Consider the following 16,063-nt stretch of genomic DNA (forward strand, 5'->3'; position numbering starts at 1 on the left):
CTAGAGGCGCTTTTCTTTTATTCATTTATGATCAAACGACCGTAACTTCTACATCGATATTTCCTTTGGTCGCCTTGGAGTAAGGACAATAGTCGTGCGCTTGCTCTGCTAATTTCATTGCTTCTTCTTCACTGACATCCTCTACATGGACTTCTAGTACCACCCCGATTTTATATCCGCCTTCGTCAAGGGTATAGAGGGATACACGTGCCTTGACAGTAGAATCAACAGTTAGGTTCGCTTCTTTGATCATATGCTGTAACGCACCGTTAAAACAAGAAGCATATCCTGCTGCAAATAATTGTTCTGGGTTGGTTCCGTCCGCGTGTATGCCTGGGGGAGTGATCTTCATGTGCATGGAACCATTCGGTGCTTCAACTTCCCCTTCTCGCCCGCCGTGATTGATCATCGCTGTTTCGTATAATTTTTTCATTGTACTACTCCTTTCGATAGTTCACTTCATATTACTAGTGTAAGTATATTCAGGAGTTTATACAAAGATTCTGCTTGTTATTCAAAAAGTAAAATACCATCTTCCACCAATTTTCCAAAGAATAGAAAGATGCCACTTGTAAGCAGCAATGTCATATTTGTTCCAAAATAAATGGCGATTTTTTCTACATAATCCTTGATATGATTGATTTTAAGATACATGAAAACCAAAAAATTCACCCCGTAGACCAACACTGTTAAAAAGATGATCATATTCATAACCATTTTTATCCCTTCCCCTCACTTTTTACCCTTCATCCTCCGCTAATATCAGTGGCTCAACATCTGGAAATGTTGCTAATTCTCGCGAGAGCACTTGTAACGCTGTGCTATTTTTTCCCTTTATATCATTTTCAATTTGTAAAACTAATAGAGGTTCATGGAGACTTGGACGAAGTAAGAACCAACCGTCGCCATAAACTCCTTTCAAATCATAACGAATGCCTTCTTGATTTTCTGGCTGTAATTTCATTCCCGGATATTTTTTTAATGCATCGGACAAGCGCTGAATGATTTCTTTTCCTCTTTGTTGTGGATGATCGCTAGTCAACCCTAAGCGAATTTCTTGCACTTCAACCGGTTGCCTTAATCCTTGAATGATTGCTTCTAATGTCAACTGCTCCTCTTTTAATCTTGGGAGAAGCATCAATATTTTGGCGATCACGTAGGCACCATCATCTAAAAAATAATTTTCTTTAAACGCCGCATGTCCACTTGTTTCAATGGCTAACTGTGCATCGACACCTGATTCATTTAATGCCAACGCTCTGTTGATAACATTTCGATAGCCTGAGATATAGCGATCTTGTTTTCCCCCTTTTGATTCGATAAATGCTTGTAAATGTGTCGATGTTGGAGAATTTGTCACTATCGTCGCTCCTGGATGCTCATTCAAGACAATCATACTTAATAAGGCAATCAAATTATTTCGATTGATCACTTGGCCATTCCCGCTCACTACTGCTGAACGATCCACATCTGTATCAAAGATCACACCTAGATCCGCTTTATTTGCCAGTACCGCTTTTTTGATACTAACCATTGCTTCTTGATTATCAGGATTAGGGATATGATTTGGAAAATGACCATCTGGCTCTAAGAACTGCGAACCAGTCGTATCCGCACCCAATTCTTCAAGAACAAGCTCAGCGAAAAAACCACCTGACCCATTCCCAGCATCCACAATGATTTTCCAACCGGCTAATGGTTTTTCATTTGTCGTTCCGATACCGTTTCTGATTTTCTGGACTAGATCTTTGGCATAGATAGTTACTAAATCTGCTTTACGTACCGTTCCTGTATATCCATTTTTATTCTTTTCAGTGGCTTTTGTCAATATGAAGGCGATATCTTCTTTTTCGGCTCCACCTTGCATTGTAAAAAATTTCATACCATTGAAGTAAAAAGGTAAATGACTTGCCGTCAACATGACACTCGCATCACACTGGAATTGTGAGAACTGAGTTGCCATGAACATGGCAGGAGTAGTGGCTAAGTCAAAGTCGATGACATTGACTCCCTGATCGACTAGTCCTTTAATCAACGCTTCCTTTAATAGTGGTCCACTGATTCTGCTGTCACGCCCAATGCCGACAGTCAACTTTCCATCTTGATACTTTCGTCCATTTGCTTTTTTTAGCCAGGTAACAAATCCACAACTGATTTTTTCCATCTCTTTCGCTGTTAGATTTGCATCAAATTCCTCTGTTGAAATAGCAATCCCTCGAATATCCGAACCATTCTGTAGCGCTTTCATAAAAGACATTTCGTATCTTCCTCCTTTATTCTCTCATTTTTTCTAACTTTTCTGCAAATGCTTGTGCATCTTCTTCAGAGCGACAAATCACGATAAATGTGTCTACACCGGCGATCGTTGCAGAAACTTCTGGGTAGGCTGCTTCATCTAACCAATTCGTTACGACATCTGCGCCATCTTTTTCGGTTAACACGACAATCATGAATTGTACGATTTGAATTTTTAACACTTCTCTTTTGACAGCTGATTTTAGTCGTTCTTCATTCAATGTTTCAGATGGTTGACTAAATAATGCATACCGTACTTGCTTATTCTCATCATGGGATTTCACCAGCTTCATTTCTCGAATATCGCGGGAAATCGTCGCTTGAGTTGCTTTAACACCAACTTCTTGTAATTTAGCTAAAAGTTCTTCTTGGGTACTGACTGGTTGTTCCGTAATGATTCTGCGAATCAATGATTGTCGTTGGATTTTTTTCATACTGGACACCTCTCGTCTTTATTATAGCAAAAAAAAACTGATTTTTTTGTTCTTTTTAGTATTTTTTACTTTTATTTTCTATGAATCAACGAATCGATTTTGGAGCAATCGACACACGTAAAATCGTCTTCATTTTTTCTGGATTTGCTCTACGTGGATCACTCATATAGATTTCTTTATGCTCTTTAGACGTCCGTTCATAGCCTTCTTTTTGAATAAAATCAGCCAACTTTTTAAATGTTGCGGGTTCATCATCATATGGACCGATGTGTACCATTTGCGCAGTCAATCCCTCTTCGATTGTTACAAACTGCAATTGGTCTATCAGCTCGGACGGTAGTTTATGCGCACTTTGGACAAGAGCCTCCTGTGCCACTTCTTTGGTTACAAAACCAGGTTGTTTGATCATTAATTGATAAGCAAAATGCTTTTTTTGCATTACTTTTTCGTTGAGGTACTTCTCTTGTATTCCCCATAGACCTTCTAGCGGATACACCGTGTAAGGTTGAAAGTTTGGAATAACCCAATCTTTCTTTGGTGACATCCGAATAGCATAACTCCATGCGTAAAGAGAAGCAACACGTCGCTGGAAATCTTCATCATTTGGGTCACCGACCCCATTGATACTAAAAAAATGCTGCTCAGGTAATACTAAGATCTGTGGTCTTTTCTTTATACTATAACCAGGCTCACTTTTTTTCCAATCGATTTTTTCCATTCCGTCCTCCTGTTATCTATCCATTCCATACTATCATAACTCTTTTACTCAGACTTGGCTAACGTTGTTGACACTAATTTTCATTCTATGCTAGAATATGCGATGTAAACAAATCGTACAGATAACACGTCACTGGCGTGTCGAGAGAGAGGCGATTTCTATTTTTTTAAATAGAAATCACTCTCTTTTTTTACGAAATTTTTTTGAGGTGAACACGATGACAAAACAAAAACATATTTTATTAATACCTGCGGTGATCGCTACAGGTATGATGTCCTTTGCCGGAGTGTTGATTGAAACGGCAATGAACGTAACCTTTCCAACTTTGATCAACCAATTTCAATTAACTACAGCACAGGTCCAATGGGTTACGACTATCTATTTATTGATGATCTCGATCATCGTCCCCCTGTCGACTTATCTTACTAAAAATTTTAGTATACGCAGTCTTTTTCTACTGTCCAATCTACTGTTTTTAGCTGGAATTATCGTTGACTTCTTTTCTCCAACTTTTTTGATTTTACTCCTTGGTCGACTTCTGCAAGGAGCGGCGACAGGAATCGCATTACCTTTGATGTTCCATATTATTTTAACTTTTGCTCCGATGAATCGACGTGGCGCAATGATGGGAGTCGGGACTTTGACTACCGCTATTGCTCCTGCAATCGGACCGACTTACGGTGGTATTTTAACTTCGAATTTTACTTGGAATCACATTTTTCTTTTTCTCATTCCCGTATTACTGCTTTCATTAGTCATTGGGTTAGTTGCTATCCCTACTATTCCAGTTAAAAAGAGTGGCCGTTTAGACCTATCAAGCGTCTTAGGTTTATGTCTCCTTTTTAGCGGAAGTTTGACTTTCTTGAGTATGTTAGGCACAACGGTGGGTTGGCTTGCGTTAGTTATCGCTATCATTGGCTGTTTCATTTTTTATCGACGCACTCAAAAAGCAGCATACCCTTTGATCCAATTGACTATTTTTCACAATAAAACCTTTCGTTTATTTTTGTTTAGTTTTTTGATTTATCAGTTCTTATTGTTGGGTATTTCCTTTGTCCTACCTAATTTTATACAGATCGTTCAGGGAAGTAGTCCATTCATCGCTGGCATCGCTATGCTTCCAGGCGCAGCTGTAGGAGCTTTGTTATCGCCTTTTTCTGGAAAATTACTAGATCAGTACGGACCAAAAAAACCGATTCTAGCTGGGTTGCTCCTTGCGCTTATCGGTTGGTCTGCACTTGTTCTTCTCATCGGACATGTTTCTCTGCTATTCTTGGTTCTTTGCCATGTGATCTATATGGTGGGTATCGGCTTATCTTACAGTAATATGATGACTACCGGGATGAATGCGTTGCAGGCAGATGCACAAAGTGATGGGAATGCTGTATTCAACACCTTACAACAATTTTCTGGAGCTGTTGCAACTTCTCTAGTAGCGATTATTATCAATCTTATCCAAGACCATACAACATTAAACTACCGAGATGCTACTACCTTAGGATCAAAAGTTGCTTTAGGCGTATTGCTTTTCTTACTGATAATCAGCTTTATCCAGTTCATCCAGTATAGTTTAGCAAAAAAGAAAGCATGATTTCTCTGTAAACTATTTCCCAGCAGTTTCTTACCTAGACGAGTACTTTTTCTCTAATCAACACTTCAGTCGTCTTAATATAAAGCACACACTGTTTCTAATAAGGAGGAACTGTCTCAACACTTTCTTGATCGACGAGTTTATGGGAAAATAGAGACTGAAAAAAGGAGGCTTTCTTTATGGAAAAAATTGCCATTATCGGTGGTGGGATCATTGGAATGACTTTAGCCAATTATCTTGATACAACAAAGTTTGAGATCGTACTTTACGATCATGGAGTAGGTCAAGCAACAAAAGCTAGCGCCGGGATCATTTCTCCTTGGCTCTCCAAAAGAAGAAACAAGAAATGGTATCATTTAGCAAAAGACGGCGCCGCTTTTTTCCCGAAATTAGTTCAAGATTTTTCACTTGGTCAATCGATCTATGCGCAGTCTGGTACCATCATACTCCGTAAAACGGAACAATTAGCCGAACTAGCTGATTTGGCCGAAGAAAGAAAAAAAGAGGCACCAGAAATCGGCAAGATTCGTTTACTGAAACCTGAGGAAACATCTGCACTTCTTCCTCTATTGAAGCGAATGCCCGCTTTGTATATCAGCGGTGGTGGAAAACTTGATGGAAAAACATTTTTAAATGAATTGTCTAAAAGACTTACTCATAAAGGGATCAAACAACTCCATGAAAAAGCGCACTTAAAGAGAGCTCAGGATGATTGGGTGATCGAAAGTGAGTCAGGAAAACAGAACTTCGACCGAGTGATCTTATCACCAGGACCTGCATTAAAAGCCTTATTGGCTCCTTTAGGTTATCAGACAGATATTCGGCCGCAAAAAGGACAACTTGTGGTATTTGATACAGCTTCTTCCCAGAGCCAGGATTGGCCTGTCGCGATGTTGGATGGAGAAGCGGATTTGATCCCCTTTACTGATGGAAAAATTTTATTAGGCGCTACCCACGAAAATACTGATGGTTGGGACTTGACCCCTACTGAAGAGGCTTATCGACAATTGAGTGAAAATGCTGCTAGTTTTTTGGAAGAACCACAAAAACTTTTTGCTCAATCACATCATCTCCAAGTGGGTACTCGTGCTCATACATCTGACTTTGCTCCATTCTTTGGTCCATTGCCAGATGATCCAGGACTCCTTGTTGCTAGCGGTCTCGGCTCATCTGGATTAACGACAGGACCCTTTATTGGTTATCTTTTAGCTATGTATCTGAACACTGGCTCTTGGCAAGGGGCTGATTATCAAAAGGAAATCCATACTTATATAAAGAACAATCAATAAAAAGCCGAAATACCCAGAAATAGTGTCATTATTTCTGGGTATCTCGGCTTTTTATTATAGCTTATCTATCCTACTGAATAAATCAAATCCAAGTGCTACTTTGCTAATTGAATAATCAATTGCTCAATACTTTCTGCTGCTTCTTTTGGCAACGAATGATAGGCATTTAATGAGCGAATATATTGTGTGCGTATCCGTAAACGTTCCTGCAATAGTTGTCTATATGCTCTATCATCAAAAGGCACTTCCATTCCTTCAATCGACAAGTAAGAAATTCTAGGTAGCATACCAAATGGAATAAACTTCCCAGTTTCGCGAACAATTTTCTCGATACTCCCTAAGGTGATTGCTGGTGTTACTTTTTTTCCATTATAATTTCCTGTATTCAATACATAGCATTTGGTATGACCTGATTCAAAAAGCGTTCGAAATGCCTGATAGTCTTCGCCTAATGGATAGGCACGGAAGGGATTTGCAAAAGGTTCTATAATTAGTTGGTTGGTGTCACCGTTTGTCACATTTTCGGCACTCGAACGTTTCGTAGCTAATGTCGCTCCAAAAGCGGTAGCTAATGTAGGATCATCGATTCTTAAAACGGGTGGTAAAGAGTCATCTTTCATGATCCAAAAAACAGCGTCTATCGGTTCAGCCAAATGGTCTACGCGATTTGGAGTGACGAAACGAGATTTCACTGTCCGACCATTTCCATTACGAATATCTTGTGTGATGATTATTTTTTCTTGCATTTCATTCGTTGTCACTCCAACATTTTGACAAGTAAGAAAATAGGCAATGGTAGGATCATCGGAAGAATAATCTTGTGTTTTATCAAAATAGGAGGGTTCCAACGCAGTTGTCGAACCTTTTTTTCGAGAAATAATAAACGCATCATCATGAAGGATCGTTACGGGTAGATCTTCTGCATGTTTCGCTAATGTAATCGTGGATTTTCCAGAGCCAGATAAGCCAAAAACAGCCATCGTATAAGTTCTATCATCTAAAGAATATTGCTTCATTCCCCCATGGCAAGCAACAAATCCATTTCTGTTTGCCATCGCCCACGCTAGCGTCAATGTAGCTTTCTTCAGCTCCCCAAAATAGCGCAACCCTAAGACAGCTGCCACGTTATGATGAGGATCAAACAATACTAAGCCATCAGGATGCTCGCTGTCTGTCCAATAGGGATCACAAAAAATATAAAGGTCCCCTTCATCATAAACAGTGGAGTTTTGATAGACTTTTTCAATCTCATCCGTAGCAAATTGAAAATTCAACAGATAAGAATAGAGATTGTTCTCGAACCCTTCAGGAATCAGTAAGTGTGACTTGACTGAAAACTCATTGTCCAACCCAACGATTACTTCACCATGATAAAATGCTCTCTTTCTACTTTGATAAACAGCTTCACGTAAAATACCTTCATATTTCTTTTGATCAATTGTCAGTTCTCCGATAACTCGTCTTGCTGATGCTGTTCGCCCTACGACCTTACCGTCATTGAACACTAGTATTTTTGCATCTTGTGGTAACTTAAATTCTTCAGCATGCATGATTGGTAGATCTGTGACAATCGTTCCTGGGCTTTCTTTTGCTAACTGATAAGCGGTCTGCAAATTGGGGATCCGCTCGACATTGTTTCCATAGAACGCCGTCTCAATTATGGTACGAATACCTGATAGCAGTGGATTCTCAGGTTCTATATCTTTTGCCTGTAAAAATGATTTTGTACTCATCCTATCACCTCGTTTATGCTTTTCGGATTAAAGCGTTTTCTTAATTATAACGTAACTTCTTCCTTTCTTACCAATCATTTCCTGTTTTGGGTGTTCTAACAGTGTTCTATTACAAAAAAACCAAGAAATCGCTGTAACGATTTCTTGGTTCATCTAATTATTTATTATTATTTGCTAGACTCGACTTAGTACCAGCCGTTTGCTAACCAGAATGCTTGTGCAGCATCCCATGAACCATAACGTGAAGTAACGTATTGGTCAGCTACACGTTCTTGGTTTTCAGCAGAGTAGTCACCATTCAAGTATGATGCATCTAATTGGTAACGTCCGATATAACGGCCGTTAGTTGCTGTATAAGAACCGCCTGATTCTTTATTGGCAATCCATTCTTTTGAAGAACTTGTATTGCTTGGAGTTGTTGCTGTTGCAGCAGCGGGAGCAGCAGGTGCTACTTCAACTGTTTCAACTGGTGCAACGTATGTATATTCTTGCGTTGCTGTTTCAGTTGTCGCTGGAGCTTCTACTTTTGGTGTTGCTTCAGTTTTTGCTGAAGAATCGCTAGAAGTTGGGATCGTTAATTCTTCACCAACGTAAATGCGGTTAATGTCTGCAACATTATTTTTTTCAGCAATTGCTTTGATCAATGAATTGTCACCAGCAAATTTTTGTGAAATCTTTGATAGTGAATCACCAGATTGGATTGTATAGACTTCATCGGCATGCGCATTTGTTGTTCCTACAAACATAGCAGTTGCACCAGCAGCAAAAGTTGTACCTAAAACGATCTTTTTAATTGAGTTCATATTTATCTCCTTTATTTTCCCATGTATTTATCAACGTCATTAACTTTATCATCTAAAAATATTTCATAGGTAAAAGAAGTGTGACATTTAATGACAAAATCGGCGAATTTTTAATATTTGTAACATAACTCAAAGTAAAAAAAATACAGAATTCTTACAAAAGCCTTATGTATCAAGTGAGGAAACGCTTTTTAACTATTTCTTAACTTGTTTAGAAAAACTTATGTTTTGTAATATAAGCTCATTTTTAAAGCTTATTTTTTTCCATTTTTCTTTAAATAACTCTCATTTTTTTAAAAATTTTACTAAAAATGCAAAAAATCCAGCAATTGTTACAACAATTACTGGACAAAAATCATGGTTTGTGGAAGAAACCTCTTAACTATTTGGTCGTTTTTCTTTGTTTTTCTTTTGTAACATTGTGATTGCCTGTGCTATTTCTATTGAAACTTCCTCGTTATCTTCTTTTTGATCGACAACTTCTAAAGTTTCTATCCATTTTTTTGGTTCTTTTCTCCCTAAGCGACCAATTGCCCAAGCTGCCGTTGCACGGATCACAGGTCTAACATCCGTTAAGCATTTCTCGATCTCAGGTAAAGCAGAAGTATCGCCTAAATTGGCTAAAGCAATGAGGGCATTTCTTTGCAGTGGTTTTTTTCCACGCCACGAACCGGCTAAATGACCAAATTGTGCGTTGAACTCCTTATTTGATAATTGGAGCATTGGTTTCAATTTGGGATAAACTTCATCGACTTTTGGTTCCATCTCGTCATGGAAATGGAAATCTTTTCCTCTATTATAGGGACAGACGAGTTGGCAAATGTCACAACCATAAATGACATTACGCATTTTCTTCCGATATTCTTCAGGCATTAATCCTTTCGTCTGTGTCTGATACGACAAGCACCTTTGAGCATTCATCCGTCCATCACCTAATAATGCTTTCGTCGGACACGCTGCGATACAACGTGTGCAGTCACCACAGCCAAATACACCGGGCTCATCAGGTTCAAATTGGATATTTGTAACAACTTCTCCAAGATACACAAATGAGCCGTATTCTTCTGTGATCAACAAGCCATTTCTGCCAATAAATCCTAATCCAGCACGTTGCGCCACCGCTACATCGATCAATTCTCCTGTATCGACTTGCGGTGCAAATCGCCAAGCATCTTCTTGTTGACATACAGCTGCTCTTGTTTTGATGAAATCGATCAGTTTATTTAAGCGGTCACGCAAGATATCATGATAATCGACTCCCCATGAGGCACGTGCAAATTGCCCACGTTTTTCATCTTTGGGTACTTCTTCATGAATTTTTGTAGGATAAGCTAAAGCAATCGAAATGATCGACTGCGGAGATTCAAACGTTTTTTCTATATACAAACGTTCATCAATCACTGGATGCTCAAAACCAGAAGTATGTCCCGCTGCTTTCTGTGACTCTAGCGATTCCTTTAGATGGTCAAATGGTTCAGCTGTAGTAAATCCGATTTTATCGATCCCTAGACGCTTGCTCTCTTCTATGATTTCATCTTTTAATGTTTTTGTCATTTCCCCCACCTATCTATCATGACCGTCAACGACTATATAATCCGTAGTATAAACGGTCTTTTTTTAGTTGGACAAATTGGATTTGCTGATCTGCAATTTTTCGTTCAGCCATCCAGCGTTTTCTCGTGGCAAATATTTCCCAATAATTGACAGAAATCCATTTTCTTTGGTTATCTAATGCCTGAAAAAAATTGAGAGAAACAGGTTTAGTATGCAATAATTCATGGAAGCGAACTTGTTCTTCCTGAGAAAAAGTGGATAGATCTCTCGAATAAAGTGTTTCTTCATACAGACATTTTTGTTGTGTATACGTAAACGTTTGGGGGATTTTCCCTGGACGTGCAATTTGGACTAGTCGATTATAATAGCTATTCATCAATTTACTATTTGCGATAAATGCACTTTTGTAATAAGCCGATTGTATTTTCTCAATCACACCTTCTGTTCCCATCACTGAAAACAATGCAGGCCACGCCTTGATAGTCACTTCATTATTTTGTTTGACTAAGACGCCTGGGACGAAACCTCCAGAAGAGATCGAAACGAAATAGCCGATTCCTGTTGTTTCATCTAATGACTGAAATTCATCGAAAAGCCACTTCGCAGGATAATGCTCTTCATTATCCGCTTCATTTGGATTTGCTATGAATAATTTAGCCATTTCGGATTCTAAAAATTGTAGATCTTGATCCTTTTCAGAGTTTTCATGCTGTTCGATCAGCTTAATCACTTCTTCTTTGATTTGACGCTTGTCTTTACGCGTAAAATTCATAGCTCCACCTTCCTTTCATACCTCTAACTATAACGGAAATCCGCTAAAAAAGGTATCTGTAAGCTGTAAAAAGAAAGATTTTTTAGTCATTTTTTCGTGAAAAAGAAGCGAGTGGGACAAAAGTAAGAAACACTTTTGTCTCATGCTTTAAAAACGAATAAACGGCGGGAGCAGAAGTAACTCCTTCTTAAATAAGCCGAAATGAACAAAAATTTGAAAAGCAATTTTCGTTCATTTCTTCTTATTTCTCGGAGTTAAACACTTCTGTCCCAGCCTCTTCTTAAAACAAGTCAAATGTAGGCTTGCACTATACATCAAAAAACAAGGTATACAAACTTTTACTCCTCTTTGAACATCTTGTCGCCACATCTCTTTGTTGAACAAATCGCTTACCTAATGTGCTTCCTCCGGTTTTTCTTGACTTAACCCATCATGGATCGTCTGGATATTCCACTGCATCATCTTGTAATATGAATCGCCTTTTTCACCTTTTTTATCAATCGAATCCGTGTACAATTTGTCATAGATCGTTAGTCCCGTTTCTTTAGCGACACGTTCCATACTTCTCGGATCTACACTCGTTTCGACAAATAGAACAGGCACATTTGAATCCCGCACTTGGTTAACGATCGTTTTCATCTGTTCAGGTGTCCCTTGGCTTTCTGTATTGATTTCCCAAATATAGGCAGCCGGCACATCATACGCTTTTGAAAAATATTTGAACGCTCCTTCACTAGTTACAAGCAATCGTTTATCTTCTTCGATCGAACCAAGACTGTCTTTTGCTTGCTGATCTAATTTTTTCAATTGTTCGATGTACGCTTTGCTGTTTTTTTCATACTCTTTCTGATTATCTTCATCTTTTTCAGAAAGAATCCTTGTTATTTCTTCTACGTACTTCATCCCATTCGACAAATCTAACCATGCGTGAGGATCTGCCTGAGTTTTAGTAGCCCCTTTTGCCAAATAGAGTGGTGTAACTTTTTTACTTACTGCAAAATAGTCTTTTCCTTCCTCTTTTTTCGCTGTTTCCATCAAATTCATAAACCAGCCATTCCCGGTTTCTAAATTTAACCCATTGTATAAAATGACATCTGCATCACTTGCCTTTTTAATATCTTCCGGCAACACCTCATGTTCATGGGGATCCGTGCCCACCGGAACAATACTATGAACAATTACATGCTCTTTTCCTATTTCTTTAGCCATATCTGCTAAGATCGAATTTGTTGCCACTACCGTTAATTGATTCTCCTGCTCTTTGTCGGTTGCTTGGCTCCCACAACCGGCTAAAAGTAAGAACCCTGCAAATAACAACCAGTAAATCTTTTTTTTATTTTTCATTGTGCCACCTCTTTTACTTTATTTTTTTAATTTTCTTTGATCGTACTTATGCTTGCTTTGACCGAAATAAAATTCCTTTTGTTGGTGAGAACAAGAAAGCAAGTGTAAAGAACAGCGCACATGCCAACACGATCGTAGCACCAGAAGGCCAGTTGTAACTATAACTGAAAAAGACACCGACAATAGCACTTAAAACGCCGATTGTTGCCGATAGAATGATCATTTTCGCTAAATTGTTCGTTAACAAATAGGCTGTCGCTGCCGGAGTGATCAGCATAGCGATCACTAGGATCGTTCCTACTGTCTGCAAACTAACAACTGCAACTAAAGTCAAGAAAAACATCAGTACATGATGGATCAACGTAGTATTCAACCCATAGGCTTTGGCCATCATTGGATCGAATGATGTGATCTTCAGTTCTTTATAAAAAATAAAAATGAACAATAGCACGATCCCACTCACGATAGCAGTCATCTGTAAATCACTTTCTCTAACCGCTAACACATTTCCAAATAAAATATGGTAAAGATCGGTTGCACTCTGGGCAAATGAAATCAAAATGATTCCAAGTGCAAAGAAAGAGCTGAATACGATCCCGATCGCCGTATCATTTTTTAACCGACTACGTTGCGTTACAAACCCAATGATCCCTGCTGTCAACATTCCAAAAGCAGTCGCACCGACAATGTAACTGAACCCAAACATATACGAAATAGCAACCCCTGGTAAAACCGCGTGAGAAATAGCATCTCCCATCAATGACATCCCACGTAATATAATAAATGCGCCAATCACTCCTGAAGCCAATCCAACTAAAATGGACGTAAGCAATGCGTATTGTAAAAACTGATAATTCAGCAGACCTTCATAAAAAGATTGAATCATTTCTTCTCTTCTCCCTTCACTAATTGACCGATCACTTCGCCATAGGCCGCTTGTAGATTTTCTGATGTGAACGTTTCAGCTACAGGACCGCTGGCAATCAAGGTTTTGTTCAGTAGGATCAATTCATCAAAATACTCTTCTACTTTATGTAGATCATGATGAACAATAATGATTGTTTTCCCACTTTTTTTCAACTCTTTCAAAAGAGAAAAAATCTTCTTTTCACTTACCGCATCTATTCCGACAAAAGGTTCGTCTAAAAAAATCCATTCTGCACCTTGAGCAAGTGCACGTGCTAAAAAAACACGTTGCAGTTGCCCGCCAGAAAGCTCACTGATCTGTCGTTTTTCGTAATCGCTCATCCCGACTTTTTCTAACGCTTGTTTTGCTCGCATTTTTTCTTTCTTCCCTGGGCGCTGTCCTATCTTTAATGAAGGATAGGTTCCTAGTAATACGACCCCTGATACATCAATAGGAAAAGAGAGATCCAACTCATTGCGTTGTTCGACATATGCAATTTGTTTACGTACTTTGCGGATGGGTTGCCCACCAAAAAAGATTTCACCCGATCGCTTGGGGATCAATTCAAGGATAGCTTTCATCAAAGTTGATTTTCCTGCACCATTTGGGCCGATGATCCCAGTAATCTGTTTTGGCTGGATATTTAAATCAATTGCTTCTAACGCTGATTTTCCTTGATAAGCAGCTGATAGATTTTGAATTTCAATCATATATTTCGACATGCACAATCTCCTTTTTAGGTTAACCTAACTTTTAATTAAAATGTAGTTTAACTTAAAACGAAAGCATTTTCAAGTTATCAGCAAAAAAAAAAATTAAAATTCACTCGCATTTTACGCAAAGTTTCTGTAAAATCACATCAAGAGTCGATAAGCGAATTTATTTTATTTAATACTTGTTCTCATCTGAAATATGCGTTGCAATTATTAGTATTTGCTTGTTTTACTCAAAAATCGAAAGGAGTTTTAGTATGGAAGAAGAAAAATTAACTCGAAGTCTTAGCGCACGTCATATACAGATGATTGCGCTAGGCGGGACTATTGGCGTTGGATTGTTTATGGGTGCCTCCTCAACCATTCGCTGGACTGGTCCTTCAGTTATGATTGCTTATGCAATTGCAGGATTCTTTTTGTATTTGATCATGCGTGCACTCGGCGAGATGCTTTATATCGATCCTTCAACTGGGTCCTTTGCAAATTACGCTAGTGAGTACATCCATCCTGTTGCCGGTTATCTAACTGCTTGGAGTAACATTTTTCAGTTTGTCGTAGTTGGAATCAGTGAAGTCATCGCTGTAGGTGAATATATGAATTATTGGTGGCCTAACTTGCCAACCGTTATTCCAGGAATCCTTGTTGTCCTTTTTTTGATGCTTGCAAATCTAATCTCTGTTAAGGCATTTGGTGAATTAGAGTTTTGGTTTTCAATTATTAAAGTAGTAACGATCATCTTGATGATCATCGCAGGTCTGGGAGTTATTCTATTTGGATTTGGAAACCATGGTGTGGCTGTAGGCGTTTCAAATCTGTGGAAAAATGGTGGCTTCTTTACTGGTGGTATAAAAGGATTCTTTTTTGCTTTGTCGATCGTTGTTGCCTCTTATCAAGGAATCGAATTGATTGGCATGACAGCAGGAGAAGCAGCTGAACCGAAAAAGACGATCATAGAAGCAGTGCAATCAACACTTGGTCGGATCTTGATCTTTTACATTGGTGCGATTTTTATCATTGTAAGTATTTATCCATGGAATCAATTAAGTGAGATCGGGTCACCATTTGTTCAAACATTTTCTAAAATCGGCATTACTTTTGCTGCTGGTTTGATCAATTTCGTTGTTTTGACTGCTGCATTATCTGGATGTAATTCAGGTATTTTCAGTGCAAGCCGAATGATCTATGCTTTGGCTGTCAACGGCAAGATGTCAAAGAAATTTTTGAAACTTACAAGTCACGGTGTTCCATTTTATCCAGTTGTCGCAATCTCTGGCGGTATCTTCATTGGATTGATCCTAAATTATCTATTACCGATGGTCGTGCATCATTCAGAAAATCTATTTGTTTTTGTTTATAGCTCGAGTATCCTTCCAGGTATGGTTCCTTGGATCGTTATTTTGATCAGTGAGATCAAATTTAGAAAGTCACATCCTGAAGAAATGGCTGATCACCCGTTCAAAATGCCATTTTCTCCTTACACGAACTATCTTTCTTTGTTATTTCTCGCCATTGTTTTAGTCTTTATGTTTATCAATCCTGAAACAAGAATCTCTTTACTTATTGGCTTGGTTTTCTTAGCTTACATGGCGATCCATTATTTTATTCGAGAACGCAGACTAGCAAATAGAGCCTAGAAAGAGGGCTGAACAGATGTGTTTACACGCGTTTAGAGCATAGCTTCCATTCCCTCGATATACTCTATAAATCACCTCCCCTTCAAAAGGGTGGTTTGCACTAGGGCTATTACCCCTTAACACCAGCCAGCGCCTAAAGACGCTGGCTTTCTCATTTCATGTTCAAGCCATATTGCCTTTGCCACTTTTGACTGAATGTGGGACAAATCTAAAAATCAGGTTTGCTGCAGACTCTCGAATAAGCAGCGTCCAGCAGTCAGTTTTTTCGGAAATTTC

At 38.7% G+C, this 16,063-nt stretch carries 15 protein-coding genes; 3 read left to right on the top strand and 12 right to left on the bottom strand.

The genetic code is table 11. From position 1 onward, the window contains the following. Positions 1–31: 31 nt before the first annotated feature. From ED2_RS02655 to ED2_RS02675, 5 genes are all read right to left on the bottom strand, one after another. Positions 32–433: an organic hydroperoxide resistance protein gene (locus ED2_RS02655; protein WP_005879366.1), complete on the bottom strand. Its 402-nt coding sequence runs from the start codon at positions 431–433 to the stop codon at positions 32–34. Positions 434–510: 77 nt separating this feature from the next. Further along, positions 511–717, bottom strand: a complete 207-nt coding sequence (locus ED2_RS02660) for a hypothetical protein (protein ID WP_005879368.1) — start codon at positions 715–717, stop codon at positions 511–513. 22 nt (positions 718–739) lie between these two features. Beyond that, a complete protein-coding gene (locus tag ED2_RS02665) occupies positions 740–2,257 on the bottom strand; it encodes a phosphohexomutase domain-containing protein (RefSeq protein ID WP_005879370.1) in 1,518 nt (505 codons plus the stop codon). 16 nt (positions 2,258–2,273) lie between these two features. Beyond that, on the bottom strand, positions 2,274–2,729 hold the full coding sequence (locus ED2_RS02670) for an arginine repressor (RefSeq protein WP_016176924.1): 456 nt from the start codon (positions 2,727–2,729) through the stop codon (positions 2,274–2,276). Positions 2,730–2,814: 85 nt separating this feature from the next. Next, positions 2,815–3,447, bottom strand: coding sequence for a GyrI-like domain-containing protein (locus ED2_RS02675; protein ID WP_005879374.1), 633 nt, complete (start codon positions 3,445–3,447; stop codon positions 2,815–2,817). A gap of 217 nt (positions 3,448–3,664) precedes the next feature. On the opposite strand from ED2_RS02675, the gene ED2_RS02680 reads away from it, so the two are divergent. Continuing rightward, positions 3,665–5,038, top strand: a complete 1,374-nt coding sequence (locus ED2_RS02680; RefSeq protein WP_016176923.1) for an MFS transporter — start codon at positions 3,665–3,667, stop codon at positions 5,036–5,038. A gap of 179 nt (positions 5,039–5,217) precedes the next feature. Beyond that, the gene (locus tag ED2_RS02685; RefSeq protein WP_005879378.1) at positions 5,218–6,327 is read left to right on the top strand and encodes an NAD(P)/FAD-dependent oxidoreductase; all 1,110 of its coding nucleotides are present in this window, start codon (positions 5,218–5,220) and stop codon (positions 6,325–6,327) included. A 95-nt stretch (positions 6,328–6,422) separates the two neighbouring features. Here the strand turns inward: ED2_RS02685 and ED2_RS02690 are convergent, their stop codons facing one another. The 7 genes from ED2_RS02690 to ED2_RS02720 form a co-directional block, all read right to left on the bottom strand. Beyond that, a complete protein-coding gene (locus ED2_RS02690) occupies positions 6,423–8,060 on the bottom strand; it encodes a phosphoenolpyruvate carboxykinase (ATP) (RefSeq protein ID WP_060789688.1) in 1,638 nt (545 codons plus the stop codon). A 185-nt stretch (positions 8,061–8,245) separates the two neighbouring features. Then, entirely contained in the window at positions 8,246–8,863 is a 618-nt protein-coding gene (apf, locus tag ED2_RS02695; protein WP_005879382.1) for an aggregation-promoting factor, read from the bottom strand. A 378-nt stretch (positions 8,864–9,241) separates the two neighbouring features. Beyond that, positions 9,242–10,417, bottom strand: a complete 1,176-nt coding sequence (gene queG / locus ED2_RS02700) for a tRNA epoxyqueuosine(34) reductase QueG (protein WP_016176920.1) — start codon at positions 10,415–10,417, stop codon at positions 9,242–9,244. 25 nt (positions 10,418–10,442) lie between these two features. Next, the gene (locus tag ED2_RS02705) at positions 10,443–11,189 is read right to left on the bottom strand and encodes a hypothetical protein (protein ID WP_016176919.1); all 747 of its coding nucleotides are present in this window, start codon (positions 11,187–11,189) and stop codon (positions 10,443–10,445) included. A gap of 393 nt (positions 11,190–11,582) precedes the next feature. Continuing rightward, positions 11,583–12,533, bottom strand: a complete 951-nt coding sequence (gene efaA / locus ED2_RS02710) for an Mn/Fe ABC transporter substrate-binding lipoprotein EfaA (RefSeq protein WP_016176918.1) — start codon at positions 12,531–12,533, stop codon at positions 11,583–11,585. Between the two features lie 46 nt (positions 12,534–12,579). After that, entirely contained in the window at positions 12,580–13,419 is an 840-nt protein-coding gene (locus tag ED2_RS02715; RefSeq protein ID WP_016176917.1) for a metal ABC transporter permease, read from the bottom strand. Beyond that, complete coding sequence (locus ED2_RS02720) at positions 13,416–14,162, bottom strand: metal ABC transporter ATP-binding protein (RefSeq protein WP_005879393.1); 747 nt, start codon at positions 14,160–14,162, stop codon at positions 13,416–13,418. Before ED2_RS02720 ends, ED2_RS02715 begins: the two co-directional genes overlap by 4 nt. Before the next feature lie 248 nt (positions 14,163–14,410). Between ED2_RS02720 and ED2_RS02725 the strand changes: the two genes are divergently transcribed. Continuing rightward, on the top strand, positions 14,411–15,787 hold the full coding sequence (locus ED2_RS02725) for an amino acid permease (RefSeq protein ID WP_005879395.1): 1,377 nt from the start codon (positions 14,411–14,413) through the stop codon (positions 15,785–15,787). Positions 15,788–16,063 lie beyond the last annotated feature (276 nt).

The organism is Enterococcus durans NBRC 100479 = LMG 10746 (assembly GCF_001544215.1).
Classification (GTDB): Bacteria; Bacillota; Bacilli; order Lactobacillales; family Enterococcaceae; genus Enterococcus_B; species Enterococcus_B durans.

Bases quoted from the DNA above. Each gene is read 5' to 3' on its own strand.
- ED2_RS02655 (WP_005879366.1), bottom strand. From the start codon at position 433: ATGAAAAAATTATACGAAACAGCGATGATCAATCACGGCGGGCGAGAA.
- ED2_RS02705 (WP_016176919.1), bottom strand. From the start codon at position 11,189: ATGAATTTTACGCGTAAAGACAAGCGTCAAATCAAAGAAGAAGTGATT.
- ED2_RS02680 (WP_016176923.1), top strand. From the start codon at position 3,665: ATGACAAAACAAAAACATATTTTATTAATACCTGCGGTGATCGCTACA.
- ED2_RS02665 (WP_005879370.1), bottom strand. From the start codon at position 2,257: ATGTCTTTTATGAAAGCGCTACAGAATGGTTCGGATATTCGAGGGATT.
- ED2_RS02685 (WP_005879378.1), top strand. From the start codon at position 5,218: ATGGAAAAAATTGCCATTATCGGTGGTGGGATCATTGGAATGACTTTA.
- ED2_RS02675 (WP_005879374.1), bottom strand. From the start codon at position 3,447: ATGGAAAAAATCGATTGGAAAAAAAGTGAGCCTGGTTATAGTATAAAG.
- ED2_RS02715 (WP_016176917.1), bottom strand. From the start codon at position 13,419: ATGATTCAATCTTTTTATGAAGGTCTGCTGAATTATCAGTTTTTACAA.
- ED2_RS02670 (WP_016176924.1), bottom strand. From the start codon at position 2,729: ATGAAAAAAATCCAACGACAATCATTGATTCGCAGAATCATTACGGAA.
- queG (WP_016176920.1), bottom strand. From the start codon at position 10,417: ATGACAAAAACATTAAAAGATGAAATCATAGAAGAGAGCAAGCGTCTA.
- apf (WP_005879382.1), bottom strand. From the start codon at position 8,863: ATGAACTCAATTAAAAAGATCGTTTTAGGTACAACTTTTGCTGCTGGT.
- ED2_RS02660 (WP_005879368.1), bottom strand. From the start codon at position 717: ATGGTTATGAATATGATCATCTTTTTAACAGTGTTGGTCTACGGGGTG.
- efaA (WP_016176918.1), bottom strand. From the start codon at position 12,533: ATGAAAAATAAAAAAAAGATTTACTGGTTGTTATTTGCAGGGTTCTTA.
- ED2_RS02725 (WP_005879395.1), top strand. From the start codon at position 14,411: ATGGAAGAAGAAAAATTAACTCGAAGTCTTAGCGCACGTCATATACAG.
- ED2_RS02720 (WP_005879393.1), bottom strand. From the start codon at position 14,162: ATGTCGAAATATATGATTGAAATTCAAAATCTATCAGCTGCTTATCAA.
- ED2_RS02690 (WP_060789688.1), bottom strand. From the start codon at position 8,060: ATGAGTACAAAATCATTTTTACAGGCAAAAGATATAGAACCTGAGAAT.